Annotated in this window: 27 protein-coding genes and 5 pseudogenes; 16 read left to right on the top strand and 16 right to left on the bottom strand. The window is 71.1% G+C overall.

Annotated features, from left to right (window positions below; all coding sequences use genetic code 11):
- Positions 1-58: 58 nt before the first annotated feature.
- Positions 59-322 (top strand): annotated as a pseudogene (locus tag AB0O91_RS07740) (ATP-binding protein); the annotation flags it as partial.
- A gap of 12 nt (positions 323-334) precedes the next feature.
- Here the strand turns inward: AB0O91_RS07740 and AB0O91_RS07745 are convergent.
- On the bottom strand, positions 335-688 hold the full coding sequence (locus AB0O91_RS07745) for a hypothetical protein (RefSeq protein WP_363429010.1): 354 nt from the start codon (positions 686-688) through the stop codon (positions 335-337).
- Positions 689-821: 133 nt separating this feature from the next.
- Between AB0O91_RS07745 and AB0O91_RS07750 the strand changes: the two genes are divergently transcribed.
- The 4 genes from AB0O91_RS07750 to AB0O91_RS07765 all read left to right on the top strand — a co-directional run bounded on the left by AB0O91_RS07750 (position 822) and on the right by AB0O91_RS07765 (position 3133).
- Positions 822-1565 (top strand): tyrosine-type recombinase/integrase, encoded by a 744-nt coding sequence (locus AB0O91_RS07750; RefSeq protein WP_363429153.1) that lies wholly within the window; start codon positions 822-824, stop codon positions 1563-1565.
- A gap of 5 nt (positions 1566-1570) precedes the next feature.
- Positions 1571-2026, top strand: coding sequence for a DUF6262 family protein (locus AB0O91_RS07755; RefSeq protein WP_363429012.1), 456 nt, complete (start codon positions 1571-1573; stop codon positions 2024-2026).
- Between the two features lie 83 nt (positions 2027-2109).
- The gene (locus AB0O91_RS07760) at positions 2110-2469 is read left to right on the top strand and encodes a hypothetical protein (RefSeq protein ID WP_363429014.1); all 360 of its coding nucleotides are present in this window, start codon (positions 2110-2112) and stop codon (positions 2467-2469) included.
- A gap of 85 nt (positions 2470-2554) precedes the next feature.
- Positions 2555-3133: a hypothetical protein gene (locus tag AB0O91_RS07765; protein ID WP_363429016.1), complete on the top strand. Its 579-nt coding sequence runs from the start codon at positions 2555-2557 to the stop codon at positions 3131-3133.
- Between the two features lie 91 nt (positions 3134-3224).
- On the opposite strand, the pseudogene AB0O91_RS07770 reads toward AB0O91_RS07765, so the two are convergent.
- The 4 genes and pseudogenes from AB0O91_RS07770 to AB0O91_RS07785 all read right to left on the bottom strand — a co-directional run.
- A pseudogene (locus AB0O91_RS07770) lies at positions 3225-3470 on the bottom strand (ATP-binding protein); the annotation flags it as partial.
- Between the two features lie 11 nt (positions 3471-3481).
- A complete protein-coding gene (locus AB0O91_RS07775; protein WP_363429018.1) occupies positions 3482-4042 on the bottom strand; it encodes a hypothetical protein in 561 nt (186 codons plus the stop codon).
- A gap of 100 nt (positions 4043-4142) precedes the next feature.
- Positions 4143-4733, bottom strand: coding sequence for a DUF4240 domain-containing protein (locus tag AB0O91_RS07780; protein WP_363429020.1), 591 nt, complete (start codon positions 4731-4733; stop codon positions 4143-4145).
- Positions 4730-4999: a hypothetical protein gene (locus AB0O91_RS07785; RefSeq protein WP_363429022.1), complete on the bottom strand. Its 270-nt coding sequence runs from the start codon at positions 4997-4999 to the stop codon at positions 4730-4732. The genes AB0O91_RS07780 and AB0O91_RS07785 overlap by 4 nt, the downstream gene beginning before the upstream one ends.
- Positions 5000-5116: 117 nt before the next feature.
- Between AB0O91_RS07785 and AB0O91_RS07790 the strand changes: the two genes are divergently transcribed.
- On the top strand, positions 5117-5716 hold the full coding sequence (locus AB0O91_RS07790) for a hypothetical protein (RefSeq protein WP_363429024.1): 600 nt from the start codon (positions 5117-5119) through the stop codon (positions 5714-5716).
- Positions 5717-5736: 20 nt separating this feature from the next.
- Here the strand turns inward: AB0O91_RS07790 and AB0O91_RS07795 are convergent, their stop codons facing one another.
- Positions 5737-6819 carry a site-specific integrase gene (locus AB0O91_RS07795; protein ID WP_363429026.1) on the bottom strand — a complete coding sequence of 361 codons (1083 nt, stop codon included), beginning with the start codon at positions 6817-6819 and terminating at the stop codon, positions 5737-5739.
- Positions 6820-6936: 117 nt separating this feature from the next.
- On the opposite strand from AB0O91_RS07795, the pseudogene AB0O91_RS07800 reads away from it, so the two are divergent.
- Positions 6937-7740: pseudogene (locus AB0O91_RS07800) on the top strand (amidase family protein); the annotation flags it as partial.
- Positions 7741-8070: 330 nt separating this feature from the next.
- Here the strand turns inward: AB0O91_RS07800 and AB0O91_RS07805 are convergent.
- The 6 genes and pseudogenes from AB0O91_RS07805 to AB0O91_RS07830 form a co-directional block, all read right to left on the bottom strand.
- Complete coding sequence (locus AB0O91_RS07805; RefSeq protein ID WP_363429028.1) at positions 8071-8502, bottom strand: hypothetical protein; 432 nt, start codon at positions 8500-8502, stop codon at positions 8071-8073.
- Positions 8503-8673: 171 nt separating this feature from the next.
- Positions 8674-9156: a hypothetical protein gene (locus AB0O91_RS07810; protein ID WP_363429030.1), complete on the bottom strand. Its 483-nt coding sequence runs from the start codon at positions 9154-9156 to the stop codon at positions 8674-8676.
- A gap of 128 nt (positions 9157-9284) precedes the next feature.
- Positions 9285-9968: pseudogene (locus tag AB0O91_RS07815) on the bottom strand (alpha/beta hydrolase); the annotation flags it as partial.
- A gap of 18 nt (positions 9969-9986) precedes the next feature.
- On the bottom strand, positions 9987-11018 hold the full coding sequence (locus AB0O91_RS07820; RefSeq protein ID WP_363429033.1) for a hypothetical protein: 1032 nt from the start codon (positions 11016-11018) through the stop codon (positions 9987-9989).
- Positions 11018-11404 carry a hypothetical protein gene (locus tag AB0O91_RS07825; protein ID WP_363429035.1) on the bottom strand — a complete coding sequence of 129 codons (387 nt, stop codon included), beginning with the start codon at positions 11402-11404 and terminating at the stop codon, positions 11018-11020. The genes AB0O91_RS07820 and AB0O91_RS07825 overlap by 1 nt, the downstream gene beginning before the upstream one ends.
- A gap of 520 nt (positions 11405-11924) precedes the next feature.
- Positions 11925-13181 (bottom strand): Ig-like domain-containing protein, encoded by a 1257-nt coding sequence (locus AB0O91_RS07830; RefSeq protein WP_363429037.1) that lies wholly within the window; start codon positions 13179-13181, stop codon positions 11925-11927.
- Between the two features lie 290 nt (positions 13182-13471).
- Between AB0O91_RS07830 and AB0O91_RS07835 the strand changes: the two are divergent.
- The 3 genes and pseudogenes from AB0O91_RS07835 to AB0O91_RS07845 form a co-directional block, all read left to right on the top strand.
- A pseudogene (locus tag AB0O91_RS07835) lies at positions 13472-13708 on the top strand (helix-turn-helix transcriptional regulator); the annotation flags it as partial.
- Between the two features lie 219 nt (positions 13709-13927).
- Positions 13928-14686, top strand: a complete 759-nt coding sequence (locus AB0O91_RS07840) for a hypothetical protein (protein WP_363429162.1) — start codon at positions 13928-13930, stop codon at positions 14684-14686.
- 141 nt (positions 14687-14827) lie between these two features.
- Positions 14828-15655 (top strand): hypothetical protein, encoded by an 828-nt coding sequence (locus AB0O91_RS07845; RefSeq protein WP_363429039.1) that lies wholly within the window; start codon positions 14828-14830, stop codon positions 15653-15655.
- Between the two features lie 30 nt (positions 15656-15685).
- Here the strand turns inward: AB0O91_RS07845 and AB0O91_RS07850 are convergent, their stop codons facing one another.
- The gene (locus AB0O91_RS07850) at positions 15686-16414 is read right to left on the bottom strand and encodes a hypothetical protein (protein WP_363429041.1); all 729 of its coding nucleotides are present in this window, start codon (positions 16412-16414) and stop codon (positions 15686-15688) included.
- 215 nt (positions 16415-16629) lie between these two features.
- Here AB0O91_RS07850 and AB0O91_RS07855 point away from each other — a divergent pair, with 215 nt between their 5' ends.
- Positions 16630-16959, top strand: coding sequence for a hypothetical protein (locus AB0O91_RS07855; RefSeq protein WP_363429043.1), 330 nt, complete (start codon positions 16630-16632; stop codon positions 16957-16959).
- A 466-nt stretch (positions 16960-17425) separates the two neighbouring features.
- Positions 17426-18052, top strand: coding sequence for a hypothetical protein (locus AB0O91_RS07860; RefSeq protein ID WP_363429045.1), 627 nt, complete (start codon positions 17426-17428; stop codon positions 18050-18052).
- 83 nt (positions 18053-18135) lie between these two features.
- On the opposite strand, the gene AB0O91_RS07865 is transcribed toward AB0O91_RS07860, so the two are convergent.
- Positions 18136-19224 (bottom strand): bile acid:sodium symporter family protein, encoded by a 1089-nt coding sequence (locus AB0O91_RS07865; RefSeq protein WP_363429047.1) that lies wholly within the window; start codon positions 19222-19224, stop codon positions 18136-18138.
- Positions 19225-19348: 124 nt separating this feature from the next.
- Here AB0O91_RS07865 and AB0O91_RS07870 point away from each other — a divergent pair, with 124 nt between their 5' ends.
- Together AB0O91_RS07870 and AB0O91_RS07875 are read left to right on the top strand one after the other, a co-directional pair.
- Positions 19349-20248 carry a LysR substrate-binding domain-containing protein gene (locus tag AB0O91_RS07870; protein WP_363429049.1) on the top strand — a complete coding sequence of 300 codons (900 nt, stop codon included), beginning with the start codon at positions 19349-19351 and terminating at the stop codon, positions 20246-20248.
- A gap of 124 nt (positions 20249-20372) precedes the next feature.
- A complete protein-coding gene (locus AB0O91_RS07875; RefSeq protein ID WP_363429051.1) occupies positions 20373-21317 on the top strand; it encodes a DUF5996 family protein in 945 nt (314 codons plus the stop codon).
- 56 nt (positions 21318-21373) lie between these two features.
- Here AB0O91_RS07875 and AB0O91_RS07880 read toward each other — a convergent pair whose 3' ends face one another.
- Together AB0O91_RS07880 and AB0O91_RS07885 are read right to left on the bottom strand one after the other, a co-directional pair.
- Complete coding sequence (locus AB0O91_RS07880) at positions 21374-22417, bottom strand: iron chelate uptake ABC transporter family permease subunit (protein WP_363429053.1); 1044 nt, start codon at positions 22415-22417, stop codon at positions 21374-21376.
- On the bottom strand, positions 22414-23391 hold the full coding sequence (locus AB0O91_RS07885; protein WP_363429155.1) for an iron chelate uptake ABC transporter family permease subunit: 978 nt from the start codon (positions 23389-23391) through the stop codon (positions 22414-22416). Before AB0O91_RS07885 ends, AB0O91_RS07880 begins: the two co-directional genes overlap by 4 nt.
- Before the next feature lie 287 nt (positions 23392-23678).
- On the opposite strand from AB0O91_RS07885, the gene AB0O91_RS07890 reads away from it, so the two are divergent.
- Positions 23679-24728: an ABC transporter substrate-binding protein gene (locus tag AB0O91_RS07890; protein ID WP_363429055.1), complete on the top strand. Its 1050-nt coding sequence runs from the start codon at positions 23679-23681 to the stop codon at positions 24726-24728.
- A gap of 80 nt (positions 24729-24808) precedes the next feature.
- On the top strand, positions 24809-25699 hold the full coding sequence (locus AB0O91_RS07895) for a siderophore-interacting protein (RefSeq protein WP_363429057.1): 891 nt from the start codon (positions 24809-24811) through the stop codon (positions 25697-25699).
- Positions 25700-25743 lie beyond the last annotated feature (44 nt).

Raw genomic sequence — 25743 nt, forward strand, 5'->3', positions numbered from 1 at the left:
GCTTCGGCATAGTCGCGGTCTCGGCATAGGTCGATCTATGCCGATATCCGCATAGGTCGATGAGGTCGGCTACCAGCCCCTTGAACGCGCCGAGGCGAACCTGGTCTTCCAGGTGATCTCCAAGCGTTACGAGAAGGGCTCGATCATCCTGACCTCGAACAAGACCTTCAGCGAGTGGGGACAGGTGTTCGGTGACGAGGTCCTCGCCACCGCCATCCTCTACAGGCTCCTCCACCACTGCGACGTGATCTCGATCAACGGCCCCAGCTACCGGCTGAAGAACCGCCTCACCGCAATCGAACGCGAAACTGACGCGGCGTGACCGACGACGGCTTCAGAGGTCGACCCAGGAATTTGCGGCCGAGCGGTCGTGCCACCCGCGGAAGAACCAGTCGGCCAGATCACCGAGACGCTCGATGCAGTCCTCGTAGTAGGAGTCCGGAACCGGCCTTGGGAAGTTCGCGTGTGAAGTCCACGACGGAACCCACGTCGCAACCTCGTAGAAACCCTCGGCGACCCAGCGATCAAGGTTCTCGTCTCCCTGGAGTTGCTCACACGCCGCACGCATTGCCCGCTCCAGGCGGCTGAAGGCCACTCGGTCCCACTCCAGATCATCCCGCAGCCGAAGGAGGAAGCTTCCTTCCTCCGCATCAAACTCCTGCCTCAGAACACCCATGACCTCGTCCACAAGCGAGATCATGACACCCGCGACAGACACCGAGCACGGGCTGAGCGGCTGGGCCTTCCCGGCGTCCACCCGCAGCAGGAGCTGAGCACTTTCAGCTGTACCTTGCTGAGCACTTCAACAAGTACGCGGACACCTGTTTCCTAAGACCACCGGCAACCGGCACGGCACCAAGTCCTGGGAGACCAGCAACTACAACCACGTCCTGAAGGACTTCAGCCACCACCTGGACCTGCGCTACTCGCGCGGCGAACTCCTCCTCTACTCGCGAAGCCACCGGCTCCGCCACACCAAGGCGACCACCCTGATCAACGCCGGAGCCCCCATCCACGTCGTCCAGCGCTACCTCGGCCACCTCTCTCCGGAAATGACGATGCGCTACGCGGCGACCCTGGCCAGCACCGCCGAGCGCGAGTTCCTTGCCCTGGCCAAAGTCGGCCGCGACGGACGCGAACTCGGTATGGATCGCCGGGACATGCTCGACCTCGTCCAGCTCGACCGCCGCACCGACCGCATCCTGCCCAACGGCTACTGCCTGCTGCCGCCCACCCGGTCCTGCGACAAGGGGAACGCCTGCCACGGATGCGACCACTTCGCCACCGATCGCACCTTCCTCCCTGACATCCAGCGCCAACTCTCCGAGACCCAGGCGCTGGTCGCCACTCGACAGGCCCGGCACACCGAACGCTACGGCGAGCCGATGAGCGAGGCCAACGTCTGGCTGGAACAGCGCACCGCGGAGATCCGCAGCATGCAACTGGAGATCACCGCTCTGGAAGCCCAGCCGGACGACAGCGCCGCCGTCGTCCGCGGCGCGGGCGTGCTCGGTCGCACCTGCTACCAGAGCACCGCCAACACACCTGATGGCAAAGGGACATAGCCCGCATGACCACCCGCCCGACCACCTCGGTCCCTACCGCTGCCCCAGCCGAGAACCGGCGCATCATCGCCCTGCGGCAGGCAGCCCAGGAGAAGCACGAGCAGGCCGTCCACCGAGCAGAGGCAGGCATCCGGCGGCTGGTCAAAGCAGGCGAGGAGATCAACTTTCGGGCTGTCGCCCGCGCGGCGGGCGTCAGCCTGGACTTCCTCTACGCCCACGCCGACCTGCGCAAACGCATCGAAACCCTGCGCGGCCAGCAACGGGCTGACCACCGGCCCCTCCAGCAGGACCCGTCAGCCGACGACGGCACGGTGATCCATAGCCTCACCGAGGCTCTCCGCCGCGAACGCGCCGCCCACCGTGAGCGCGTCCAAGAGCTCGAACAGCGGCTGGCCGCTGCCCATGGCGAGATCCTTCGCCTCCAGCGTCGGCTTCGGGAACGCGGCGACGCGCCCCGGTGAATGAGGGGCCAGCCACTGCATGTCCGCATGTGTGCCAGAACAATGCGGTTGAGGTCGGAGGATCAGCCCGGCAGACTCGCCCGGTGAGCCACGACGAACAAGCGGGCAGATGGGACGGGCCCTGGTACAGGGTCCGCACGGAGCATTTCGAGGCGGCGTTCCTTCCGAATGCCGGCGAGGACCTGGAGTCGGTGGACAACGTCGACGTCTTCGTGGACCTCAACGACGGGACCCGCTGGAGTGCGACCGTCATCACCTTCGCTGAAGTGGAGACCGTCATGGAGCGGTGGGCGGCGACCGGGGAGGCCCTCGGCGGTGCCTACTTCTCGTGCTCGGACGGCCTCATCGTCCGCGACGCCGGCATCAGCAAGATGACCCAGGTCCTCGTCGGCCTGGTCGAGACCGGCGACTTCGCTCACATCCTTCAACGCATCGACGAATGACCGCTGCCCACGGTCCACGACGAGCTGATTCTGACCACCAGTAAGCTGCCCCGGCTGAACCGGGGACATCCATCCTGAGGACACGATGCTCTCCGAATACCAGCAGCAGCTGAGGGATCGTTTCGTCGCTGCCCCCGTCATCCCAGCACCCCACCCCTGGCAGCCCGTCCCCGCACAGGCCATCGGCGGGCTACTCGGAGTCGGCTTCGGGGTCGACCCCGCCAGCGGAAACGACCTCCTGATGGTCGTCTCCAGTAGCGGTCACGGAGTCTTCGACGCTTCCACGGGGCAGCGGCTCGCCCGCGACCACGACCCCGACCTCGATCACAGCACACCAACTGGCCCCAACCTGTCCTGCCCTGGACTCGGACCGCTCGCCGGGACCGAGGTTCGGATCGCCGGCCTGTTCGGCGGCGGGCTCCACTCCACCACCGAGGACGGGTGGACCGTTGAGGTCGTCAGCCCAGATTGGCCGCATCACCGCGTTCTCCTCTCGGCCGATGGCGGACTCTGTCGTGGCCCAGCCGGTGAGAACTGGTGGCACATCTTCCACTCTCGCTACTCCGAACTGAGAGCCGCCGGCTTCTCCCCCTCCGGGCGCACGCTCGCCGTCGCCACAAGCAGCGACATCACGCTCTGGACAAGGCCCGGCCTCGACGCCTGAACAGACCGGCGTCCACGCTACGGACGCCGTCAGGACCGCTGCGGCCTGCATAAACAGGGTCACCGCTGCCGCGAACCCCGGATAACTGCGGCGACTTGTCGCGGGGGAACCCGGCGGCCTTGATCCGGCGCTCGGAGCGGCGCCGGGCGCGGTCGTCGCACTCGGACATCAGCAGCTCGGCGAGGAACCCGAGGTAGGACATCTGCTCGCGCGAGGCGGTCTCGGCAAGCTCGGGGAACTGGGCGCGGATGGTGGGCAGCCGCAGCATCCGGCAGGCCTGGTCGACGGCGGCGTTGGCGGCCTGCTCGGTGAGTCCTCGCTGGCGGGGGAAGGTCACGGCGCTCTCCTTCAGGTGGTGGTCGGGCGGTCCGGCCGCCGGTGTCGCAGCAGCTGGTCGTAGTGGGCCACCGAGGGCAGCGGCCGGGTGTCGGGCGGCAGGTGGGCCAGGCGCCGAGCGGTCAGCGACGTCACGCTCGTCCGGCCCGTCGCCAGCGGCTCCGGCTCGGCAGAGACCGCTGCGGTGTCGGCGTCAGCGGCCTTGCGGGCCTCCAACGCGACGGCATCTGCAGTCAGCGCGCCGGCCTTCAGGGCGACGGCGAGGCCTGCAACGAGGTGCTCGTGGGGCAGGTGGCGGCTCAGCAGCAGGACCTCGATCAGCGCGCGGGTGCCATCGCGCTCGCCGTGGGCCTTGCGGGCCGCCGCCCACCAGGCGTCGTGAACCGGGGTAAACCTGCCCGCGGAGCGGGCCTGTTCGAGCGCGGTCGCCCCCGGCAGGGCGCCAGGTTTGCGGACCAACACCTCCAGATAGTGGTCCAGGTCGAGGCGGGTGCCGCCCTTGGCGATCAGCCGCTCGTGCCGGGCGACCTCCTCCCGTCCGTCATGGACGACCACCTCGGAGGCGTGCAGCATCACGCGGACGGTGCGGCCGATCAACCGCACCGGCACTGAGTAGCGGTTCGTGCGAACGCTGATCTGTTCTCTGAACTTGGTGGCGAGAGGGTCGGTGCGCTCAGCTGTGGCTCTCGGTGGGGAAGAGTCGGGCCAGTCGGGGAAGGCGCGCGTGCATTTCTGAGGCGTCGTCGAAATCGAAGCTTTCGCCCATATCGGCGGGCTCGTGGTTGGTGCTGGGTCCGCAGAACTGGTCGTAGTCGTCGTAGAAGGTGCAGTCGTCCTTGTCGCCGTTGATGCGCTCGTAGGCGTAGGAGGCTGCGTAGTTGACGGTCTCGTTGAACAGAGCCTCATCGCTGCCTTCGGCGGCCGCAGCGATGACGTCCGGATGCTGGGCCAGAGCATCAGGTGCGGAGGCGCCGCGGTCATACCAATCCCGGCCCTGGGCGATGAGTCCAGCGCGGAAGTCCGTGAAGGCGTCGTCGGAACAGCCTCCGCCGATCAGATAGCCGGCGGCCCACATGTCCCAGCGGTAGATCGCCCCGTGGAGCTGGTCGAAGCACTGCTGGTATTCGAGGATCGTCTGCTTCGACGTGGCCGCGAGCCGCTCGACGAGGGCCGATGCGAACGCCTGGCCTGGATCTTCTTCAGCGGCTGAGGCTGCATCGGTGCGGGCTGCCTCGATGACGGTCCAGAAATCGTCCATGTTCATGGCCGCACCCTCTCACCTGGTGCTGACAACTGGTTCTGGCGCCGGTCGGGCGGATGGGGAGGTGGGACGGTGGGCATCGGGAGGTCAACGGCTTGTGGGGCCCTGCGGTCGATCTGGGCGAGCTTGTCGTTCGCTCCCGCCAGGATGGTCTGCAGCCCTTCGACCTCGCCGAGCCAGCCCTCGCGTTCAGCCTCAGCGATGCGGGCGATGACGTTGTCGCGGATGTCGACGATCCGGTCCCGTTGGGCTGGGTCGGGCCAGCGCATCGAGCACCGCAGGCAGGCTTCTCTGAACTTGTGTCTGTTCTCTCCGAGTTGCTCACTACGGCTCGTTGACGGTGGCAGTGCAAGTCGGCCGAAGCATCAATGCGTGATCATGGAGCGATGAACAGAAGCACCCCCAGGCGCGACCTCGAAGCACTCTCCGTCCTATGGGAACGGCAGTGGCCTGCAGTGCGGGACCACCTTCCGATGCCGCCTGCCTATCCCGACCGATGGGTACGCTTTCACAGTCTCCCCGGATCGAAGCGATATCCGGACGACGAGGCCGAGTACGACATCCTCCTCGAACGGCATCACACGCTGTTGGCTGAGCTGGGGCCGAACGACGACGAGCTCTATGTGGTGACCCGAGAGTGGAACGGGGACCGTGAGCCTGTCACGCGCATGGCGGATCTCCAGAGGGTCGACCCGGATGCCCAGCACTGGGGCAGTTGGGTTCATTACGACGACTTCCCTGATGACATCCTCTACCAGCACGAATACATCAGCCGTCGTCCGCGCCGCAGGCAGGCTCTTGATCCGCTTCTGCAGCTCGTGGCCGACGAGGTGATTGCAGGGGTAACTCTGGCCCCGCTTGATCTTCGCTGGCTTTATCACCCTTATGACGGTGGCGGGGATGTATTCGCGCCCAGCACCGCGGTCAGGGACGCTCTCAAAGCTGCGTATCCCGACTGGTTGTCCACGCGTCCCAGTGGCATGTGATGCCACTTCTCCGAACGTGATCACAACGGCTTCCCTCCCTGGCCGCCGGTCAGAGGTCTGGCCAGGTGAGGGATAGCGAGATCAACAGTGGTGCTGGTCCGGCTTCGCCGGTCGAGCTGGGCGAGTTTGTCCTCGGCGCCCGCGAGACTGACGCGGAGTCCTTCGACCTCGCCGAGCCCATCTTCGCGCTCGGCCTCGGCGATGCGGGCAACGAGGTTGTCGCGGATCTCCTCCAACCGGCCGCGATGGGCCGGGTCCGGCCGAAGGAGCGAGCAGCGAACACAAGCGTGTTCATGAACACAAGGGCTTGAAAAGGCACGAGCGCAGGTGCCGATGGAGACCTTGCGCTTCTCGAAGTGCGCAAGGAAAGCGTCCCATTCCTCCTCGGTGGGGGTCCGATACTCATCACTGGGTCGGGTGGCCCTGCGACGGGCGATGAAGGCGCGATGGGCCTCGATGGTCTCGGCCGGGTAGATCGCCTTGTAGCCCATCGTCGTGTCAAGACTCCTATGCCCACAAATCACTTGGGCGATGTGCGGAGGCAGGCCGTTCATGATGGCGTCGGTCACGAAGATCCTGCGGAAGTCGTGTGGAGAGAAGACGAACGGTTCGCCGCCGGCATCGGTCAGGCCCGTGGCGGTCAGCGCGTTGATCAGAAGCTTGCGGAGCGCGGTCGGGGTGAAAGCGCGGTGTTCGGTGCCGATATCGCGCTGGAACAGCAGCGGCATCAGCGGGTTCCAGACCCGCTCGTGGACGTCGTAGGAGGTCACCAGCGGGATCGCGCGGCTGCTTCCTCGCAGGCGGCGGATGATGGTGGAAAGGACGTCCGCCAGTTCCGGGCTGACCAGCAGGAGCCGTTCGCTGTCGGTCTTGGACGGGGCGACCTGCAGCAGTGGCACGACTTCGCCGGTGCTGGGCAGCCGGTATTCGGTGATGCTGTGGTGGGTCAGCTCAAGGAGCTCCTCGTTGCGGATGCCGGTCAGGCGCAGGACCTCGATCGCGGCGAAGGCCCAGAAGGCTTCGCTCTCCTCGTAGGTGAGGTTCCGCCGCCGCCCGGTCGAGGTCTCCTCGGCCCAGGTCAGGTGCCCAGCGGCCTTGGGCACGACGGCTCTGCGCAAGGAGCCGGCGGTGTCGGGGATCAGATCCCCGGGCCGGGTGTGCTCGGCGGCAGCCAGTAGTTCGGCCGCGTCGCGTCGCCTACGGTCGACGGTGTCGGCCAGCGGATGCTGGGCCCGGACGACCCCGGCCCGGCCTCCCAACTCCTCGTCACGGACGGCCCGTTGGCCCGTACGGTGGCCGACCTCCGGCTCGCCTACGAGACCCTGGCCGGCCCCGACGTCCGGGACCCGCGGGCCGTCCCCGCCCCGCTGTACGGCTACCCGCTGGACGGCCCGCCGAGGGTCGCGGTGGTCGCCGACCCGGGCGGCCACGGGGTCCACCCCACGGTCCGTCGTGCCGTCGAGGCGGCCGCCGGGGCCCTGCGGGACGCCGGGTACGAGGTGTGCGAGGTCCCGGACGTCCCACGCCTCGACGAGGCCCTGGACGCCTACCACCGGCTCACCAACACCGAGTTCGCCCCCAACTGGCCCGCCGTACGGCAGTTGCTGGGGGAGGGCGGCGACCGCTTCATCGAGCTGACCATGCGCACCGCACCGCCGCTCGACGCCGCCGGGCTGATCGCGCTCATGGGCAGGTGGATGAACATCCGCCGCTCCTGGGCGGAGTTCCTCGACGAGTACCCGCTGCTGCTCGGGCCGGTCTTCACCGAACCGCCGGTCGAACCCGGCCTGGAGTCCCGCGACCAGGCCGGCCGTGACCGGGTCGCTTCGGGCATGCGGCTCTGCTCGGTCACCAGCTTCGTCGGCGTCCCGGCGGTCGCCGTCCCCACCGGACGTGCGGCGGACGGCCTCCCCACCGGCGTCCAACTGGTCGGGCGTTCCTACCGCGAGGACCTCTGCCTGGCCGCCGCCCAGCACATCGAGGACCGCCTGGGCACCCTCACCCCGATCGACCCGCGGCCGTGACCGGGCGGCCGTGACCGGGCGGCTGGGCCCTGCCCGGCGGGGCTCGGCCGCCCGCGGCGGGGTGCCCCGGACCGGCGGTGAAGATCGCCTCCCGGATGGCTGGAGATCGTTTCCCGGGCCTCGCCGGCCGTTCCGCTCCCGTCCAAGGCGAGCGCAGCACCTCAGAGGCGCGTCGCCAGGGCGAACGCGCTCTCCGGCACATGGGGTGAGGGCAAGGGCTCCGCGGGCCGCCCGGTCCCAGGGTGCGTCACCGATGCTCCGCGGTCGACCGGGAGCCGCGATCACGGATGACGGAGACCGAGCGCCCGGCACTCGGATCGTCATGGGCTGTCAGTGCGACCAGAACGGGTCGTCGTACCGGGGGATGATGTCGAGGTTGCCGTTGGCCAGGGTCGGCTCGGGTGGGTAGGTGCCGAACGGATCACGGTCGCGGATGACGGGGATCGGGCCGACGGCGGCCTGGAAGGTGATGTTGCCGGCGGCACCGAAGAGCACGCACACACTGTGCCCGGCACCGGTGGTGGCGAACATGGCGGGTCGCCCGGGGTCGGTATGGGTGATCGTGTACCCACGAGCGTGCCACCCGCGTTCGGTGATGCCCAGCAGGGCCCCGTGTTTGACCGGGGCGACCCTGGTCATGACATAGCGGTCACGGGTGGCGACGGCGTAGCCCAGGGACCGGTCGTCCGGGCCGGCGGTCTGCTCGACGGAGCGCGGCCGGCCGTCCCAGTGGCGCAGACGGGGGCGGATCGCGGCCGTCATGTCATCGAGGAGCGTATCGAGTGCCTGGACAGCCTGTTCGGGGGTCATGCGCAGCCTTTGGGAATGTGAGGGGACCAGGGTCCCGGAGAGGACGACCGGCGGTCCACCGGGCCCGCTCGGACCCACCGGACGGCAGGCCCGAGTGGGGTGGTCTGCAGAGCGGCTGCCCGTTCAGTGCGACCAGAACGGGTCGTCGTACCGGGGGATGATGTCGAGGTTGCCGTTGGCCATGACCGGGTCAGCCGTCGGGGTGCCGAATGGATCACGGTCGCGGATGACGGGAATGCGGGAGACCGCCGCGCTGATGTCGATGTTGCCGAGCTCGTAGATGGTGATGCTGACACTGTTGCCGTCCGGGGTCCGGGCGGTCAGGGCAGGCAGGGTGGAGCCGGCCGGGGTGGCGACGGTGTAGCCCTTGGCCTTCCAGCCCTGTTCGATCATGCCGAGCAGGGTGGGGTACTTGGCCGGGGCGATCTTGGTCATGAGGTAACGGTCGCGGGTGGCGGTGGCGTAACCGAGGGAGTGGTCGTCGATGCCGCCGCTCTGCTCGGTCGAGTGGGGCCAGGCATCCCAGTACTGCGGGCGGGGTTGGACCCGGGCGAGCGAGTCGTCGAGGAGCGCGTTGAGGCGTTGCAGGGCCTGCTCCGGAGGCACCAAGGACGTGGACGGAGAGGGACTGACGACATTGCCGACGGCGCCGCAGGCCGTCAGGGCGAGTGCGAGCGCCACAGGCGCGGTGACCGCAGCCAGGCGACGTGGCAGCGGGTTGCTCGAAAGGGCGATCATCGCGGGTCCTGCCTGGTGACGTGGTTGTACTTGCCGGCCACGATCTGGCCGATGTTGTTGGACGAGATCGCGTTGTCGTTCGGGCCGGCCTTCAGGTCCGGCTGCTCCATGTAGTTGGAGTGGGACTCCTGGGGCAGTCCGAACGGGACGGCGAAGCGGTTGCCGCCGAACTCCTTGCCGGCCGGGTCCTGGCCGAACCAGAGCTGGTCGGGCCGGCCGCCGATCGCCGTGTAGAGGTCGTCGGAGAGGGGCCCCATGACGGGGTAGAGGCTGCCCATGGCCGCACGGGGCGCGGACGGCAGGTGACTCACCGGGTCGCTCTCCGCATCGCCGACCCATACGTGACCGGGGTCGACGTTCAGTTGTGAGGCCCGCTGCGCGCCGGTACCGGGTGAGCCGACGAGGATGATGTCGTCGGCTCCGGTGCCACCGGGATTCTGCGCGCCCATGCCCACCGTGGTGGAGCCGTAGCTGTGGCCCAGGGCGACCAGGTGCGCGGGCGAACCGTCGTGCGTGGCGCGCAGGCCCGCCAGGAACTTGTCGTACGCCGCGCCGCCCTTGACGGCGCGGTCGGTGTCCATCACGTCCAACGTCCGGGTGTCGCCGTCGAGGAGCTTGTCCAGACCCGGCGGCGGGTCGTAGCCGAGCCAGACCACGGAAGCGACCGAGGCGGTGGGGTCGGCGTTCTGCGTTGCCTGCTATACGTTGCGGGCGCGGTCGCCGTCCTTGTGGGCAACGTCGGAGAGCTTGGTGCCCAGCCCCGGGACGTACGCACTGACGTTCTTCGCCGTGTCCGGGTTGCCGTAGGACAGGATGCCGCGGCCCTGCCCCTCCTCGCTGACGCCGAGCAGGAAGATCGGCGGCTTCTGGTCCCCGTATCCCTTCAGCTTGGTATCGATCGCACGGAAGCCGTCCAGCTTCTGCTTCTCGTCGTCCGTCAGGCTGGGTTTGTGCGAGTAGACGTCGATCAGGTGGGCCAGCTGGAGCTGGTTGGCCTGGTTGCGGGCCACCGCCGGGATGCCGTCGCGCATGCCGAGCAGGTCCGGGTAGGCCTGGACGAAGTGCTGCTGTTCGTCAGGGGGAAGGCTCTGCCACCATGCGTTGACCTCCGTCGCAGGGGTGCCTGCGGGAGGGAACCCCGCTGTCATCAGGTCGACACCCTGCTGGGTGACGGCCTTCAGATCCGCTGCGGCCTTGTCGCTCTGCAGCCCGGTGCCGGTCCGAGCGCGTTCGGTCAGGGCGTCCAGGAGGCCGGCGATCTTCTGGTCGACGCCGTCGGCGTCGGTGACGGCGCCGGATATCCGGTTCGCGAGCGCCTTCGCACGTTCGGGGATGTTGTACCCCGGGTCGTTCTGCTCGGCCTTCGACGGCGCGGGCCAGGTCACCGTCCCGTCGTCGGCGACGGTCAGTCCCAGGTCCCTTGCGTCCTGCAGCGCCTCCTTCAGCTTGAGCTGGGCCAGCAGCAATCCGTCGTAGGCCTCGCGCAGCAGCCCGGAAACCGCTGACATCTCCGTGTGCGCCGCGTCCAGGCGCTCACCGGTGTGTTGCAGGGAGGCATTGGCGGCACCGGCGGCGTTGCCGACCCAACTCGCGCTGTAGAGGTGCCGAACGACCTCGTGATGCATCGTCTGGACGTGCTTGTTGAAGTTGACGGAGAGGGTGTCGTACGCGGTGGCCGCCGGCACGAGGCCGGACAGGTCGGTGTCGCGCAGCTGGGCGAGGGTGACCATCAGCTCCCCGTCTGCGGGGAGGCGCCCGCGCTGTACGGGGCGAGGCCGACGGCGCTGTTCTTGTCAGCGTTGCGATAGTCGCTCGCCGTCCGGTTCAGCTTGATGCTGACCGTGTCGACCTCCGTGGCCAGGTTCTTCAGGCACTCCTCCCAGGCAGCCGTGCAGTTCTTCAGCGACGCTCCTACCCGCCAGCCGGACATGGCGGAGACCACCGTGTCCGAGGGCTCGTGGATGGCCTTGAGCTCGTTCGGCATCGCCTCGCCGGTGTCCTTCGCGGCCTTGGCCGCCGTGTCCAGGTCCGCCGGGTCGACCCCGAAGACCGGCCCGGCCGACGGCGGAGCCGACGGGGCGGCGTAGCGCCTGTCCGAACCTGCATACGCGTTCATGGATGTCCGTCCCCCCTGCCGGCCGGCGTACGCCACGCTCACGAACCGCCTCGGTCCGCGAGGGACGCTGCGTGCGTACGACTCGCACGCGTGACCGCTCATTCGCGCACGGTGAACGTAGCAGACGCGGGCCATCCATGAGGCTGTCCGGGATGGGTCGCATCTCCTGGACTGGCCGCCACCGTCCTCGATCCCGACGAGAAGCTGCGGCAGGGACCGACAGCCCGCGGGCCCACCTCGAACAGGCCCGGTCAAGGCAGAAGTCCCGCTCGACCGAACCGGTCGAGCGGGACTTTGTGACCACTCAGGAGTCGGACTCGCAAGCAGCCGAGGTCCGATGGGCGGGGAACCGCGTCACCGCGGCCCGTGGGGAACCTCGTCGGGCCGCGGTCCGTCCGACTGCTCCCGCACCCAGGTCGCCGTCGTCCCGCCCGGATTGCTCTCTCCAGGTCCCGGTGAACTCCCCTGGTTGCTCCGGCCGGTCCGGCGGCAACGGGCGGCCCGGCCGCGACGGCGGGTGCTACCACTTGGCCCAGGGGAGGTTCCAGCCGCCGAGGCCGTTGTCGGGGGCGACGGTCTTCTCCTTGGTGTTCACGACCGTGACGATGTCGCCGATCAGCGAGCTGTTGAAGAAGGACCCTGCGGGGGAGGTGTCGCGGCCGCCCTCCACGTCCTTGAGCGCGACGCAGCCGTGGCTGGTGTTGGCCTTGCCGAACGGGTCCCCCTTGTACCAGTAGTTCCCGTGGAGGTAGGTGCCGGTCCGCGTCAGCCGCATCGCGTGGGGGACGTCGGGGATGTTGTACTCGTTGCCCAGGCCGACGGTCTGGGAGTTCATGTGGGTGACGTTCTCCTTGGACATGATGACCATGGTTCCGCCCCAGGAGGGGTGTTGGTCGTCGCCGAGGGTGGCCGGCACGGTGGTGGACCTGCCCTCCCGCACGATCGTGATCTGGTGCGTGGCGGCGTCCGCGGTGGTGACCTGGGAGCGGCCGATGGTGAACGGTTCGTCCTTGTCGACGTCGCCCCAGATGCCGGGGGCGACCTCGACGTTCTTCAGCCGGTAGTGGATGGTGACCTTGGTGTTCGGCTTCCAGTACTCCGCCGGGCGGAAGTCGATCCGGTTGTCGCCGAACCAGTGGCCCTTCACCTCGGTGCCGTTGTCCGTCTCGACGGTGATGGCCTTGGCGACGGCCTCCTTGTTCACGACCCTGCTGCTGAAGTCCACCTCGACGATCATGCCCACGCCGTAGGTCTGCCCGTCGGCGATGTTGTCGTTGGTGGACACCTGCTTGCCGGGGGCGGCGGTGGTGAAGGCGCTGGTGACCGCGGAGACCAGACCGTCGGCGTCCTTCGCCTGGGCGTTCACCGTGTACGCCGTGCCGGGGGCGAGTGCGGCGGCGGGCTTCCAGCCGGTGCCGTCCGCGGTGATCGAGCCCCGGACGGGCTTGCCGTCCTTGTCGGTCACGTCGACGGCGGTGAGCTTGCCGTGGGAGACGGACACCTGGAGCGCGGTCGGTGCGACTGCCTGGGCCCCGTCCTTCGGCTGCACGTCCAGCACTGCGGCCGACGTCCTCGGCGTCGCCGCGGCGGCGGCCCCGCCGGGCGCGTCGGTGGCGGTGCTGGCGCCGGTGGGGGTGGTGGTACCGGCGGCCTTGTCCTGACCGTCGCCGCAGGCCGCGGACATCAGCAGCAGCCCGCCCATCGCCAGTGCCACCGCACCCCGGTGCAGACGGTCGTTGGTGCGTATCGCGGCCGAGGCCGCCCGAACAGTGCTCACAGTTGCTCCCTCTCGATGTTCGCCGTCAGCTTGTGAGCCGGTTCGTCCCGGCCGCAACGGTGGGCCGGTGATCAGGGACGCTGGGACGCCTCTACCCTGTTTGAGCTGGGACGACGTAACCTGCCTGGGACGCGCCGGCAGGGTGCTGGGAGGGCGTGGCGGATGCGGTCGGTGCCCTTGAGGGAACCGTGCGGTGATCTCCCGCGTACTTGTCTGCCGGAGGTCACGTCGGCCCGAGTCCCGGTGATCCGTTCGCCGGTGACGGTCGGGGTCGGGGTGCGATGACGGGGATGCGAGCGGGGGGAAGTGCAGTGCCGGAGGGGATCGGGGAGTCGAGCGGGGCGGACGAGGTCGCGCGGCTGCTCCAGGAGTTGAAGAGCCGGTCGGGGCTCAGTTACGGTGCGCTGGCGAAGCGGCTGCACGTGAGCACGTCGGCCCTGCACCGTTACTGCAACGGCGATGTGATGCCGGTGGAATTCGCCCCGCTGGAGGGATTCGCGCGGCTGTGCCGGGCGACGGCGGAGGAACACACCGAGCTCTACCGGTGGTGGGTCGCCGCCCAGGCGGCGCGGGGGAACCGGCAGGCGTCCGGTCGGGAGCCCGTGGCTGCGGCTACGGCTGCGGCACCGGAGCCCCTCAGGGGGTCGGAACCGGGAGTTGGGCTGATAACCGGACCGGAGGCGCGGCCGGCTGCGGGAGGCGTCGCGGAGGACGGGACGGCCGACCCCGTGCGTACCTCGGCCGTGTTGACGTGGCGGCGCGTGCGCCAGGGCGTGCTCGCCGTTGCCGCGACCGTCGCGGTGTTCGCCGCCATCGGGGCGGTGACCACAGGTGTCAAACCCCGTCCGGGCGGTGACCCGACGTCCGTTCCCGCCCCGGCCGGCGCTGCCGACCGGCGTGAGAGCACCCCGATCGCCGTCACGGTCCGTTGGCCCGGTCGGGCGGACGGGTGCGAGCAGTACCTGGTCGACCGCCCGCCGTCGCAGGTGCCCCGGCCGCCCGCGCCGGCGGACGTCGCCGCCTGGGTCTCCCAGGTCGGCGCGGTCCCCGGCCACTACGGTTCGGTCGAGTTGGCCGTGCAGGGCACCGGCAGCGAGACCGTGGTGCTGACCGCTCTCAACGTCCGCGTCGTGCGGACCGGGGCCCCGCTGACCTGGAACGCCTATGCCATGGGCGAGGGCTGCGGCGGCGGCGTCGACCTCCACTCCTACGACCTCGACCTGGACGCGGCCCGCCCCCGCCTGGTCGTGAGCGGGGGCAGTACCGGCCTGCCGCTCAAGGTGAGCGAGCGGGACCCGGAGGTCATCGAGGTCAGTGCCGAGACCATCTCCCACGACGTCGACTGGTACCTGGAACTGGAGTGGTCCAGCGGTGACCGCAAGGGCACGCTGACCGTCGGCCCCGGCACCGGCGCGCCCTTCCGCACCAGCGCGGTCAGGAACCGGCCGCTGTACAGGGTCCCGAACGGCGGGAACGCCTGGGAGCCGGCTCCCGTCCAGGAGTGAGCCGCGCGCGGGCACGCCGTCAGCGTCGCCGGGCTCCACCGCGTCGCCTGCGCGGCCGTGAACGCGTGACCTGGTGAGCGTTGGTGAGCACTGGTGAGTTCTGGTGAGCGCTGGTGGGTGCTGCCCAACTAGGGTGACACGATGACCGATTCATGGGAGCAGGATCTGACGGCGGCGTTCTCCGTGCTGCTCGGCAGGCCGGTGGACAGCTTCGATCCCGAAGCCGCGTACACCCTGTACTACCTCAACACGGCGGTTGACGAGGACTGGGTGTGGGGGACCCTCGACGACTCCGACTCGCTGCGGCGGACGTGGGCGCCGGGCGGTGACAGCGATCGGCCCGCGGTGCTGCGGATCTGCCTGGCCCTCGACTGGAGCCTGGACCTCGCCCGGTCCGTCTTCGCCTTCGACTTCACCCAGGAATCGGCTCTCTCCCGGGCGTTCGGCGCAAGGCCCGACTCCAACCTGGTCGCCGAGGCGTGCCGCACGGTCACCGGCGACGAGTTGGCCGCCGTGCTCACCGAGCACGGCCTGGGTCTGCCCGACATCGCGTCCGGTGTCGAGGACGGCGCGTTCACCGTCCAGGTGTCCTTCCGCGTCGTCACCGACGGAACGCTCCGGGACGCGCTGCTGACCGCGATCCGGGGGAAGCAGGGCCCCGACGGGCTGCGGCCCGGTCCCGACGAAGCGGCGACCCTGGGGCTGCCGCCGGACCTGTTCGACAGCGCGCGGGAGCTCTCGCCTGAAGCGGCGGCCGAGCGGGACCGCATGCTCGCCCCGGTCGGCGATCCCCGCCTTCGGGCGCACCTCTGGTCGCCCTACCTGGACCGGCCGTGGGACCGACCCGGCATCTCCTCCGGAGGGCCCGATCTGCCCGGCACCACCCGCGTTGCGGCCTGGGACCTCGCCTACTTCGGCGAGGTCCGACTCGCCGTCATACAGACGAAGGAGCCGCGTTCGGGGCAGTAGCCCGGCGGCGTCCTGGGAATGGGTACCGTGTCAGGTCGCGGTGGGGACGTGGCGGGTTGCTGTGAGCTTGGCCATCGTCCGGAGTCTCGCGAAGTATGAGGCGCAGTACTCCGAGTTGATCAGGTTCACGACCTTGTCGAGGTCGGCGATGCAAGCCCAGAGGATGGCTACGCCACTGTCGTCGAGCCCGCCGTTCAGCTCTCGCTGGACGAGGCCGGCGACATCGGCGTCCAGGAGGATAAGCTCCACGCCCTCGACGGCAATACCGCGGAAGCTGTCCGGGTACGGTGCGCGCCGATGGTCCTTCCACAGCCGGGCGAGCTGGTCTTTCAGCTGCATTCCGTTCATGTCGACGGCTGCCACCTCTGCCGCCCGTGGCGGGCGAAGGAGCAGGGAAACAGCATCAAAGACGGCACGCACCATGGCGACGGCCCTGGCCGGGCCGAGGGCGGCACTGGTCACAGTGCCCTGAGCGAGCTTGTCGCGCAGGAGTCGGCAGTGGTCAAGCTCGGCAGCGAGTTCGACCGGGAGGAGCCCTGCATCGGTGGCCCGCTCGATGAGGTCCTTGACCGGTTCGTTGACGGCCAGACGCTCGGTGAGGACGTGCTCCAGGGCGAACAGGGAATGCGTGACGGCAACGGTGGCGAACTCGTACCGGTAGTAGGAGTGTCGGATGAGTTCGCGGGACGTTTCCATCGCGCTCATGACGTACATCGATGCGTTACCGGGCAGAACCAGGTCTGCCACCAAGGCGTCCATGCCCGCATAGTCGCTAACGACGTCTCGGGTACGTGGGTCCGGCGCTGGGGCCGGTACGGGCCGAGGGAGCGGGCCGGGCAACGGCGGCAGAGTGTTCACCAGCGCAGTCTTGTCGCTTGAAGGCTCTCGGCGCCAACGGATTTGCTCGGGGCGGTCGGCGCCCCAGTGCTGCACGTCGCCACCGACTGGGCCCCTCGTGCGAGCCGGAGCGCGGCGTGTTCCACCTCTCCGTCGCCGAACAGGGCGTCGAGCAGTACGCCTTCACCGTCGGTGGCTCCGAGGTCCGCAGCAGCGGCGGTCCGATACCGCCCGGGCTCGACCCGGCCGCGCTGTTCGCTGCTCCTGCCACACCGGGAGACGGTACGTCCGACCGTGCCGGCGGGCGCCGCGCACTGGCGGCGATCGCGGCGGAGTTCGGTGTGGGTCTGCCCCGGTTCGCGATCACCGAGGGCCGGTTGCACACCTTCACCACCCGTTCCTGGACTCGCCCGCCGGGGCCGGGAGAGACCTACTCGGTCGTCACTCTCGGAGGCCTGCCCGAGTAAGCCCCCCCGGGGCCCGCTCGGCGGCGCCGGCAGCACCGCGCCCCGGATCATGGTCGGCCCTCGCCCGTGTCGTTCTGGTCCGTCGGCCAGGTGCCCGGTGCCAGTGCCCCTGGACAGGCAGGTGGATCATCCGGCCGATCGGCCGGAGTGCGACTCAGGACCTGTCCGAAACAGGGCGCCGCAGCTCGATGACCGTCCGGCCCGCTCCGGAAGGGAGCCCTGGGCCGTAGCGTGAACTCGCGCGGGGAAGGGCGACCCCGCTGAACGGGGGGTGCCGGCCGGAAATGACGCTCCGGGTTCCCACAGCGTCCCTCGAAGCCTCTTGATCGGTCGTCAGGAACGCGGATTGACTACGTGTTGAGCGGCGAGGCCCCACGGCGGGGCCGGAACCGCTCGCCCATCCATCCGCTCCGGGGGTGGAGTCCGGGTGGGCACGAGGGCCGTGCGTGGGGAGAGTTCAGCACACATGCGTCGATCCGTCAGGCTCACGATCACCGTGGCCGTCCTCGCCGCCGCAGCGTCGGCGTGCACCGGCGACGGCGAACCCCGGAAGGACGGGACACCTCCTCCCTGGCCGTTGAACGGACTCGCCGCCGCCCCCGTGGAAGCGGCCGTCCAGAACGGCATCGACATCGTGCCCGGAACGGCACCGGCCAAGGTGCTCGGTGTCGCCCGGATCTCGGACACCGACGTGGTCCTCGCCGTCAGGGACAACATCTGCCTGACAGCGTTCCTTCCGGTCACACCCGCAGGCCCGACCGGCCCGGCGCCGATCTCGTTCGGGGCACAACGGCCGGCGCTCGGAACCGGTTTCTCGGACGATCACGAGCAGTTCCCGGGGTCCGCGCTGACCGGCCCGTACACGGTGGCGACGAGCCCGGCGGCGCCGTTCGCGACGGCGACCGTCGGCTGCTCCGAGAAGGGGATCGCGCTCAGGATCGAAGGGGTCGACGGGGCGACGCAGGTGCGGAAGGTCGCCGGTGATTCGCTCGGGTTCCGGAAGTCCGGCCGGGACGTCGTGGTGACCGTCGGCACCGCCGACGCGATCCAGGTCGTCGAACCCGGCACGTCCTCTTCGGCAGCCCACCGGTAGTCGACCCGGGCCCGTACGGACAGTGCGTCCGTACGGGCCCTGGTTCCCGATCACCCTGTGCGGGGACCACGGGCGCGGTGGGGTCAGCCGGTGTGCTGGAGGGCCGGTACGGGTGGGGTCGGTGCGGTGGGGCCGGCGGGGCCGGTGGGGCGGGGTGCGGCGCCCCAGCGGCGGGCGAGGACGGCGCACACCATCAGTTGCAGCTGGTGGAAGAGCATCAGTGGCAGGACCATCAACCCGGCCGCCGGGCCGGGGAAGAGGACGGCGGCCATCGGGACGCCGCTGGCCAGGCTCTTCTTGGAGCCGCAGAAGACGATGGCGATCACATCCTCCCGGACGAACCCGAGCCGGCGGCCGACCAGCAGGGTGAGCGTCAGGACCACGGCCAGCAGCACCGACTCGACCAGCAGCAGGGCGGCGAGCCGGAGCAGCGAGAGGGTGCCCCACATCCCGCCGACGACGGCGGCGCCGAAGGCGCTGTAGACGACCAGCAGGATGGAGCCGCGGTCGACCAGGGTGAGCACGCCGCGGTGGCGGGCGGTCCAGCCGGTGATCCAGCGGCGCAGCAACTGGCCGGCGGCGAAGGGCAGGAGGAGCTGTTCGGCGATCTCCAGCACGGTGTCCGCCGAGATGCCGCCCTGGGTGTGCAGCAGCACGGCGGCGAGCAGCGGGGTCAGGAGGATGCCGAAGAGGCTGGAGAAGGTCGCGCTGCAGACGGCGGCGGCGGTGTTGCCGCGGGCGATGGAGGTGAAGGCGATCGAGGACTGCACGGTGGAGGGCAGCAGGGTGAGGAACAGCAGGCCCTGGTAGAGCTGCGGGGTCAGGACCGTCGGTACCAGCAGACGGGCGGCGACCCCGAGGAGCGGGAAGAGGACGAAGGTCACCGTGAGCACGGTGCCGTGCAGTCGCCAGTGCTTGAGCCCCTCCCAGGCCTCCCAGGCGGAGAGCCGGGCGCCGTAGAGGAAGAACAGCACGGCGACGCCGGCGGTGGCCGCGTCCGAGACGAGCGGTGCGGCGGCGCCGCGGGCGGGGAGCAGGGCGGCGAGCAGCACGGTGCCGAGCAGGGAGGCGATGAACGGGTCGACGGGGAGGCGGAGGCGTTGCCGGAGCGGCCGCCGGGCGCCGGGGCGTCCTATTCGGCGGGGGGGGGGGGGGGTGGTCGGCCGGGGCATGGTTCTCCGCTGTGGTGGTTCGGCTGGGATGGTGCCAGCCTGCCGTTGAGCCCGGTGATAGGGAATCCCGCTGGCCGCACTCACTGTCATCATGATTCGTGATATCAGCAGATAGAGTGGCCGGATGTTTGATCCCGTGCAGTTGAGGTCCTTCCTCGCGGTGGCCAGGACCGGCGGCTTCACTCGGGCCGCCGAGCGGCTGGGAGTGCGGCAGTCGACGGTCAGCCAGCACGTGCGGCGCCTGGAGGCGGCGGCCGGCCGGCAGCTCCTGCTGCGCGACACCCACTCCGTGCGGCTCACCGGGGAGGGCGAGGCGATGCTCGGGTTCGCCCGGACGATCCTGGAGGCGCACGAGCAGGCGCTCGGGTACTTCGCGCGGACGCAGGTCAGCGGGCGGGTGCGGTTCGGCGCCTCGGAGGACTTCGTCGACACCGAGCTGCCCCAGATCCTGCGGGGCTTCCGACGACGCAACCCGCAGGTCGACCTCGAACTCACCGTCGGGCTCAGCGCCGTGCTCTACGAGCAGTTGGCCGACGGGCGGCTCGACCTGGTGCTCGGCAAGCGCCCGCCGGGCGGCGAATCCCAGGGCCGACTGGTCCGGCAGGACCGGCTGGTGTGGGTCGCGGCGGAGGACTTCCGGCTGGACGACCCGGCGGAGCCGCTGCCGCTCATCGTCTACCCGCCGCCCAGCTTCACCCGGGCGCGCGCCCTGGAGGCCTGCGAGCGGGACGGCCGGCCCTGGCGGATCGCCTGCACCAGCACCAGCCTGTCCGGCGTCCGGGCCGCCGCGCTGGCCGGACTCGGGATGGTGCCGCACGCCCGCAGCCTCATCCCGTCCGGCCTGCGGCCGCTGCCCGACCAGCCGGGCCAGCCGGGTCTGCCGGGCCTGCCGGACCTGGGAGCCATCGACTTCGCCCTCACCACGGGACGCACCGGCGCCCGCGGTCCGGCCCGGGTGCTGGCCGAGGCCGTCCTGGCCGATGCGTTCCGGTTGCAGCGCGCCCCGGGGCGGGCGCAGCCCTGAGCGGATGCAGCCCCGGAGCGAGGCACAGCCCTGACCCGGGCCGGATCGACGAGCCGTGGCCACGGAAGCGGCCACGGTCCGGGCGCGGATGCGGGGGTGTGCCCGGTGCCCTAGCGTGACGGCCATGGAGCTGTTCCCCCCGATCCCGCTGGACCGCTGGCAGGACTCCAAGGAGTCGGTGCACCGGTTCGCCCAGATCGTCGGCAAGGTCCGGCTGGCGCACAGCGTGCGCCGCAACCACTGGTGGAACGTCCCCTACCACCTCACCGGGCGGGGCATCACCACCCGCCCGATGGCCACGGCCGACGGCGCCGGCACCTTCTGCGTGGACTTCGACTTCGTCGACCACCGGCTGGAGGTCTGCTCCTCGGACGGCCGCCGGGCCTCCTTCCCGCTCACCGGCCAGTCCGTGGCGTCGTTCCACCGGCGGACGCTCGACGCCCTCGCCGCGGTCGGCGTGCCGGTGTCGCTGCGGAACCCGCGCCCGTTCGACCTGCCCGACGCCGACCGGCCCTTCGCCGAGGACACCGAACACGCCGCCTACGATCCGTACTGGGTCAACCGCTACTGGCAGGTGCTCGGCCAAGTCGCCGTCGTGCTGGAGGAGTTCGCCGCCGGGTTCTGCGGGAAGACCAGCCCGGTGCACCACTTCTGGCACACCTTCGACCTCGCCGTCACCCGCTTCTCCGGCCGGGAGATCGACCAGCCCCCGACCGTCGACCCGGTCACCCGCGAGGCCTACTCCCGCGAGGTGATCAGTGCCGGCTTCTGGTTCGGCGACGACACCTTCCCCCGGCCGGCCTTCTACGCCTACGCGGCGCCCGAGCCCGCGGGCCTGGCCGACCGCCCGCTGCGCCCCGGGGCCGCCCGCTGGATCGAGCGCAACGGCAGCCACCTGGCCGTCCTGGAGTACGACGACGTCCGCGGCGGCGAGGACCCGCGCGGTGCGGTCCTGGACTTCTACGAGTCCGTCTACGGGGCGGCGGCCGGGCTGGCCGGCTGGGACGTCCGCGGCGCGGCCTCGCCCGGGGGCGTCACCGACCCGGTGACGGCCCGGGGCGAGGGCTGACGGCGGCACCCGCGCACCCGCGCGCGCGGCCGTCGGTGCGCCGCCCGCCGCCGCGGTCAGATCCGGCCGGCCCGGCGTTCGACCGCCAGCAGCCGGACCAGGTAGCCGCCGCCGAGCACGCCGGTGACCACGCCGACCGGCAACTGGCGTGTCCCGAAGAGGTGTTGGGCGAGCCAGTCGGCGGTGACCAGCAGGGTGGCGCCGACCAGCGTCGAGACGGTCAGGTTGGGCCCGGGGGAACGGGTCAGCCGCTTGGCGAGCTGGGGTGCAGTGAGGGCGACGAAGGAGACCGGCCCGGCGGCGGCCGCCGCGAGCGAGGACAGCAGGACGGCGCTGCCGATCAGCAGCAGCCGCAGCGGTCCGACCCGGACACCCAGCGCCTGGGCGGGGTCGTCGCCCAGTTCGAGCATGCGCAGCGGCCGGGCGCAGCCGCACAGGAGCACCGGGAGCAGGACGGCGAGGGCGACGGCCAGCGGCAGGGCGTCGCCCCAGCCGCGTCCGTCCAGGCTGCCGGTCAGCCAGAGCAGGGCCCGGGCCGCTTCCGTGAGCCGGGCCCGGGTGATCAGGTAGCCGCTGATCCCGGTGAGGACGGCGGCGGCGCCGATGCCGACCAGCACCAGCCGGCCGCCGTGCAGGCCGCCGCGCCAGGCGAGCGCGCAGACGGCCGCCCCGGTGACGACGCCCCCGGCCACTGCTCCGCCGGCCAGGGCCAGGCTGCCGCCGCCCGCCACCACCACGAGCAGGGCGCCGACGGCGGCGCCCTGGGTGAACCCGAGGACGTCGGGGCTGCCCAGCGGGTTGCGGACGACGGACTGGAAGAGCGCACCGGCCAGCGCCAGGGCCGCGCCGACCAGCAGGGCGGTGACCACCCGGGGCAGCCGCAGTTGGTTGACGATGAAGTCCTCGGCGGGGGTGCCCCCGCCGGTGAGCGCGCGCAGCACCTCGCCGGGCCCGAGCGAGTAGCTTCCGCTGCCGAGGCTGAGCACGGTCACCACGGCGGCCAGCAGGGCGCAGCCGGCGCCGGCGAGCAGGGCGCGCCGTGAGCGGCGCCGGGGCCGGGCGGTGCCGCCGGAACGGATCGGGCTCATGATCGGGGTCATGTCCGGGCCACCTTCCCGCGGCGGGCGATGAGGAGGAAGAACGGGCCGCCGAGCACGGCGGTCACCACGCCGACGAGCAGTTCGCCCGGCCGGGCGACGATCCGTCCCAGCACGTCGGCGCCGAGCAGCAGGACCGGGGCGAGCACGGCGCAGTAGGGCAGCAGCCAGCGCAGGTCGGGGCCGGTGACGACGCGTACCAGGTGGGGGACGAGCAGGCCGACGAAGACGATCGGTCCGCAGGCGGCGGTCGCGGCCCCGCAGAGCAGGGTGACGGCCGTGATGGCCCCGGCCCGTACGCGTGCGGGGCGGGCGCCGAGGGCGCTGGCGGTGTCGTCGCCGAGGGCCAGGGCGTTGAGCGGCCCGGCCAGCGCGAGCGCCAGCAGCACGCCCACCGCGACGAACGGCAGCAGCGCGCGGACGGTCGCGGGCTGGGCGTCGGCCAGCGAACCGACCGTCCAGAACCGCATCCGGTCCAGCGCCGTGGTGTTCAGCAGCATCACCGCGCTGACGTACGAGTAGAGCGTGGCGTTGAGCGCGGAGCCGGCCAGCGCGAGCCGGGCGGGCGTGGCGGACCGCCCGCCGCCGACCGCGTACACGGCGACGGAGACCACGGCCGCACCGGCGAGCGCGAACCAGACGTACCCGCCGAAGGTGGCCACACCGAGCAGGGCGGAGGCGGTGACCACGGCCGCCGAGGCGCCCGCGTTGATGCCCAGCAGGCCGGGATCCGCGAGCGGGTTGCGGGTCAGGGCCTGCATGACGGCGCCGGAGAGGCCGAGGCCGCAGCCGACCAGCAGTCCGAGCAGGGTGCGGGGCAGACGCATCCGGTGGACCACGGCGTAGTCGGCGGAGTCGTGGTCGAGCAGGCCGTGCCAGACCTGGCCGGGGGAGAGCGGCTTGGCGCCGACGGCGATGCTCAGCGCGGCGACCGCGAGCAGCAGCAGGACGGCGGCGAGCAGTCCGCCGGCCCGCAGCGTGGTCCGGCGGCGGGGTGGGGGCGCGTCGGGGCCGGGTGCGTCGGGGTCGGGCGGGTGCGGGCCGGGTGGGCCCGTCCGGTCGCCGAGCGGTTCTGGTCGGGTGAGGGGCACGGGTGGTGGGCTCCGGGTCTGACGGTGCGGGAGGGGACGGGATGGGGCGGAAGGGGTAGCTGAACAGGGGCGGGAGTTAGGTTAGCCTATGCTTAGTTCGATGTTGATCGGTGCTCGCCGAGCGCTGCGCTCGCGGTCCCGCGCCCACCCCTCCCCGAAGGTGAACTGTTGTGATGCGTCCCGGAAACCTCGGTCGGCCCACCCGTCGTGGTCTGCTCGCCGTCGGTGGTGCCACCGCGCTCGGCGCGGCCCTGACCGCTTGCGGCGGCGGTGCGAAGGGCGGTGCGAAGGGTGGTGGCACGGCGGCCGGCGGCGGGAGCGGCGGCCCCTGGTCGTTCACCGACGACCGGCCGAAGCAGCTCTCGGCGCCCGCCGCGCCCGGGCGCATCGTCGCCTTCACCGGGACGGCCGCGGCCCTGGCCGACTTCGGCCTGGGGGAGCGGATCGTCGGCGTCTTCGGCGAGACCAAGGGTGCGGACGGCCGGCCCGACCCGCAGGCCGGTGACCTCGACGTGAGCAGGGTCGCCGTGATCGGCAACGCCTACGGCGAGTTCGACGTCGAGAGGTACGCGGCGCTGCGGCCCGACCTGCTGGTCACCCACATGTACGACCCGGGCGCCCTCTGGTACGTCCCGGAGGAGAGCAAGGACAAGATCCTCGCGATCAACCCGAACGTCGCGGCGGTGTCGGTGGCCCGGGTGCCGATGACCCAGCCGATCGAGCGCTACGCCGCGCTGGCCGCCTCGTTGGGCGCGGACCTGAACGCGGAGAAGGTCACCGCGGCCAAGGCGCGCTTCGAGGCCGCCGCCGAGAGCGTCCGGCAGGCGGCCAAGGCGTCCGGCGGGGTCCGGGTGCTGGCCTGCTCGGCCAGCCCCAACCTGTTCTACGTGTCCAACCCGAAGGTCTCCGCCGACCTGATGTACTTCGCGCAGCTCGGCGTCGACCTCGTGGTGCCGGAGAAGACCGACGGCGGCGACTACTTCGAGGGCCTCAGCTGGGAGAACGCCGGCAAGTACCGGGCCGATCTGCTGCTGCTCGACGAGCGGGGCACGTCGCTCCAGCCCAAGGACCTGACGGGCAAGCCGACGTGGGCCCAGCTGCCCGCCGTGCGGGCGGGGCGGATCACGCCCTGGAGCGCGGTGCCGCGCTTCTCCTACGCCGGTGCGGCGCCGCTGCTGGAGCGGCTGGCGGAGGCGATCAGGTCGACCAGGAGGCTCGACTGACGGTCCGGCGTGATCTGGTCGATCGTCAAGCATTAGGTTAGCCTTGCCTTAGCAGCAAGGGGGCCGGGTGGCGCCGCACGGTGCCGCCCGCCCCCGCCCACCGGAAGGAGCCGGTCCTGTCCACCGTCACCGCCCCCGCCCGCTTCGCGCTCTTCCCCCTGCGGGTCGCCCGCACCGCGGTCCTCACCCCGCACCTGGTCCGGATCACGCTCGCCGGCGAGAGCCTCGCCGGATTCGTCAACGGCGGGCTCGACCAGCGGATCAAGCTGCTGTTGCCGCTCGCGGGCCAGCCCGAGCCGCTGATCCCGCCCGGTGACGGGGACTTCGGCTGGTACCACAGCTGGCGGGAGATGGACCCGCGGGTGCGCCCGGTCCTGCGGACCTACACCGTCCGCGCCCAGCGCCGCGATCCCGACGAGATCGACATCGACATCGCCGTGCACGAGGGCGGGGACGGCGGGCCGGGCTCCCGATGGGCCGCCGGGGCGGCCCCGGGCGACCGGGTGGTGGTCTGCGGGCCCGCGGTGGACGAGGCCGGCGGGGTCGAGTTCCGGCTGCCCGCCGACGCCGGTTGGGTGCTGCTGGCCGGGGACGAGTCGGCGCTGCCCGCCATCGCCGCCATCCTGGCGGAACTGCCCCCGGGCCTGCCGGTGCGGATCTTCGCCGAGGTGGACGGGCCGGCCGAGGAGGCGTACCTCCCGGCCGGGCGCACCGGCGTCGAGACCGTCTGGCTGCACCGCCGCTCCGGCGCGCCCGGCCTGACCGCGGCGGTGCGCGCCGCCGGCCTGCCGGCCGGGCGGCCGTACGCGTGGATCGCCGGGGAGGCCGCCGCCGTCCGGGAGTTGCGCCGCCACCTGGTCGGCGAGCGGGGGATGGACCGGCGTGCGGTCTGCTTCATGGGCTACTGGCGGACCGGGCGCAGCGAGGACCAGCGGGCGGAGGACGGCCCGGGCGGCGACACGGAGGACTGACCGGGGTGCCCGGGCCGGTGCGGTCGGCCCGGGGCCGACCCGCC

It is taken from the genome of Kitasatospora sp. NPDC089797 (assembly GCF_040684795.1).
Lineage (GTDB): Bacteria > Actinomycetota > Actinomycetes > Streptomycetales > Streptomycetaceae > Kitasatospora.

Coding starts and splice junctions, on each gene's coding strand:
- AB0O91_RS07755 (WP_363429012.1), top strand. CDS start 1,571: ATGACCACCCGCCCGACCACCTCGGTCCCTACCGCTGCCCCAGCCGAG.
- AB0O91_RS07845 (WP_363429039.1), top strand. CDS start 14,828: ATGACCGATTCATGGGAGCAGGATCTGACGGCGGCGTTCTCCGTGCTG.
- AB0O91_RS07785 (WP_363429022.1), bottom strand. CDS start 4,999: ATGCGCTGGCCCGACCCAGCCCAACGGGACCGGATCGTCGACATCCGC.
- AB0O91_RS07825 (WP_363429035.1), bottom strand. CDS start 11,404: ATGAACGCGTATGCAGGTTCGGACAGGCGCTACGCCGCCCCGTCGGCT.
- AB0O91_RS07790 (WP_363429024.1), top strand. CDS start 5,117: ATGAACAGAAGCACCCCCAGGCGCGACCTCGAAGCACTCTCCGTCCTA.
- AB0O91_RS07780 (WP_363429020.1), bottom strand. CDS start 4,733: ATGAACATGGACGATTTCTGGACCGTCATCGAGGCAGCCCGCACCGAT.
- AB0O91_RS07805 (WP_363429028.1), bottom strand. CDS start 8,502: ATGACGGCCGCGATCCGCCCCCGTCTGCGCCACTGGGACGGCCGGCCG.
- AB0O91_RS07850 (WP_363429041.1), bottom strand. CDS start 16,414: ATGGACGCCTTGGTGGCAGACCTGGTTCTGCCCGGTAACGCATCGATG.
- AB0O91_RS07865 (WP_363429047.1), bottom strand. CDS start 19,224: ATGCCCCGGCCGACCACCCCCCCCCCCCCCCGCCGAATAGGACGCCCC.
- AB0O91_RS07875 (WP_363429051.1), top strand. CDS start 20,373: ATGGAGCTGTTCCCCCCGATCCCGCTGGACCGCTGGCAGGACTCCAAG.
- AB0O91_RS07890 (WP_363429055.1), top strand. CDS start 23,679: ATGCGTCCCGGAAACCTCGGTCGGCCCACCCGTCGTGGTCTGCTCGCC.
- AB0O91_RS07775 (WP_363429018.1), bottom strand. CDS start 4,042: ATGCTGCACGCCTCCGAGGTGGTCGTCCATGACGGACGGGAGGAGGTC.
- AB0O91_RS07880 (WP_363429053.1), bottom strand. CDS start 22,417: ATGACCCCGATCATGAGCCCGATCCGTTCCGGCGGCACCGCCCGGCCC.
- AB0O91_RS07820 (WP_363429033.1), bottom strand. CDS start 11,018: ATGGTCACCCTCGCCCAGCTGCGCGACACCGACCTGTCCGGCCTCGTG.
- AB0O91_RS07860 (WP_363429045.1), top strand. CDS start 17,426: ATGCGTCGATCCGTCAGGCTCACGATCACCGTGGCCGTCCTCGCCGCC.
- AB0O91_RS07870 (WP_363429049.1), top strand. CDS start 19,349: ATGTTTGATCCCGTGCAGTTGAGGTCCTTCCTCGCGGTGGCCAGGACC.
- AB0O91_RS07765 (WP_363429016.1), top strand. CDS start 2,555: ATGCTCTCCGAATACCAGCAGCAGCTGAGGGATCGTTTCGTCGCTGCC.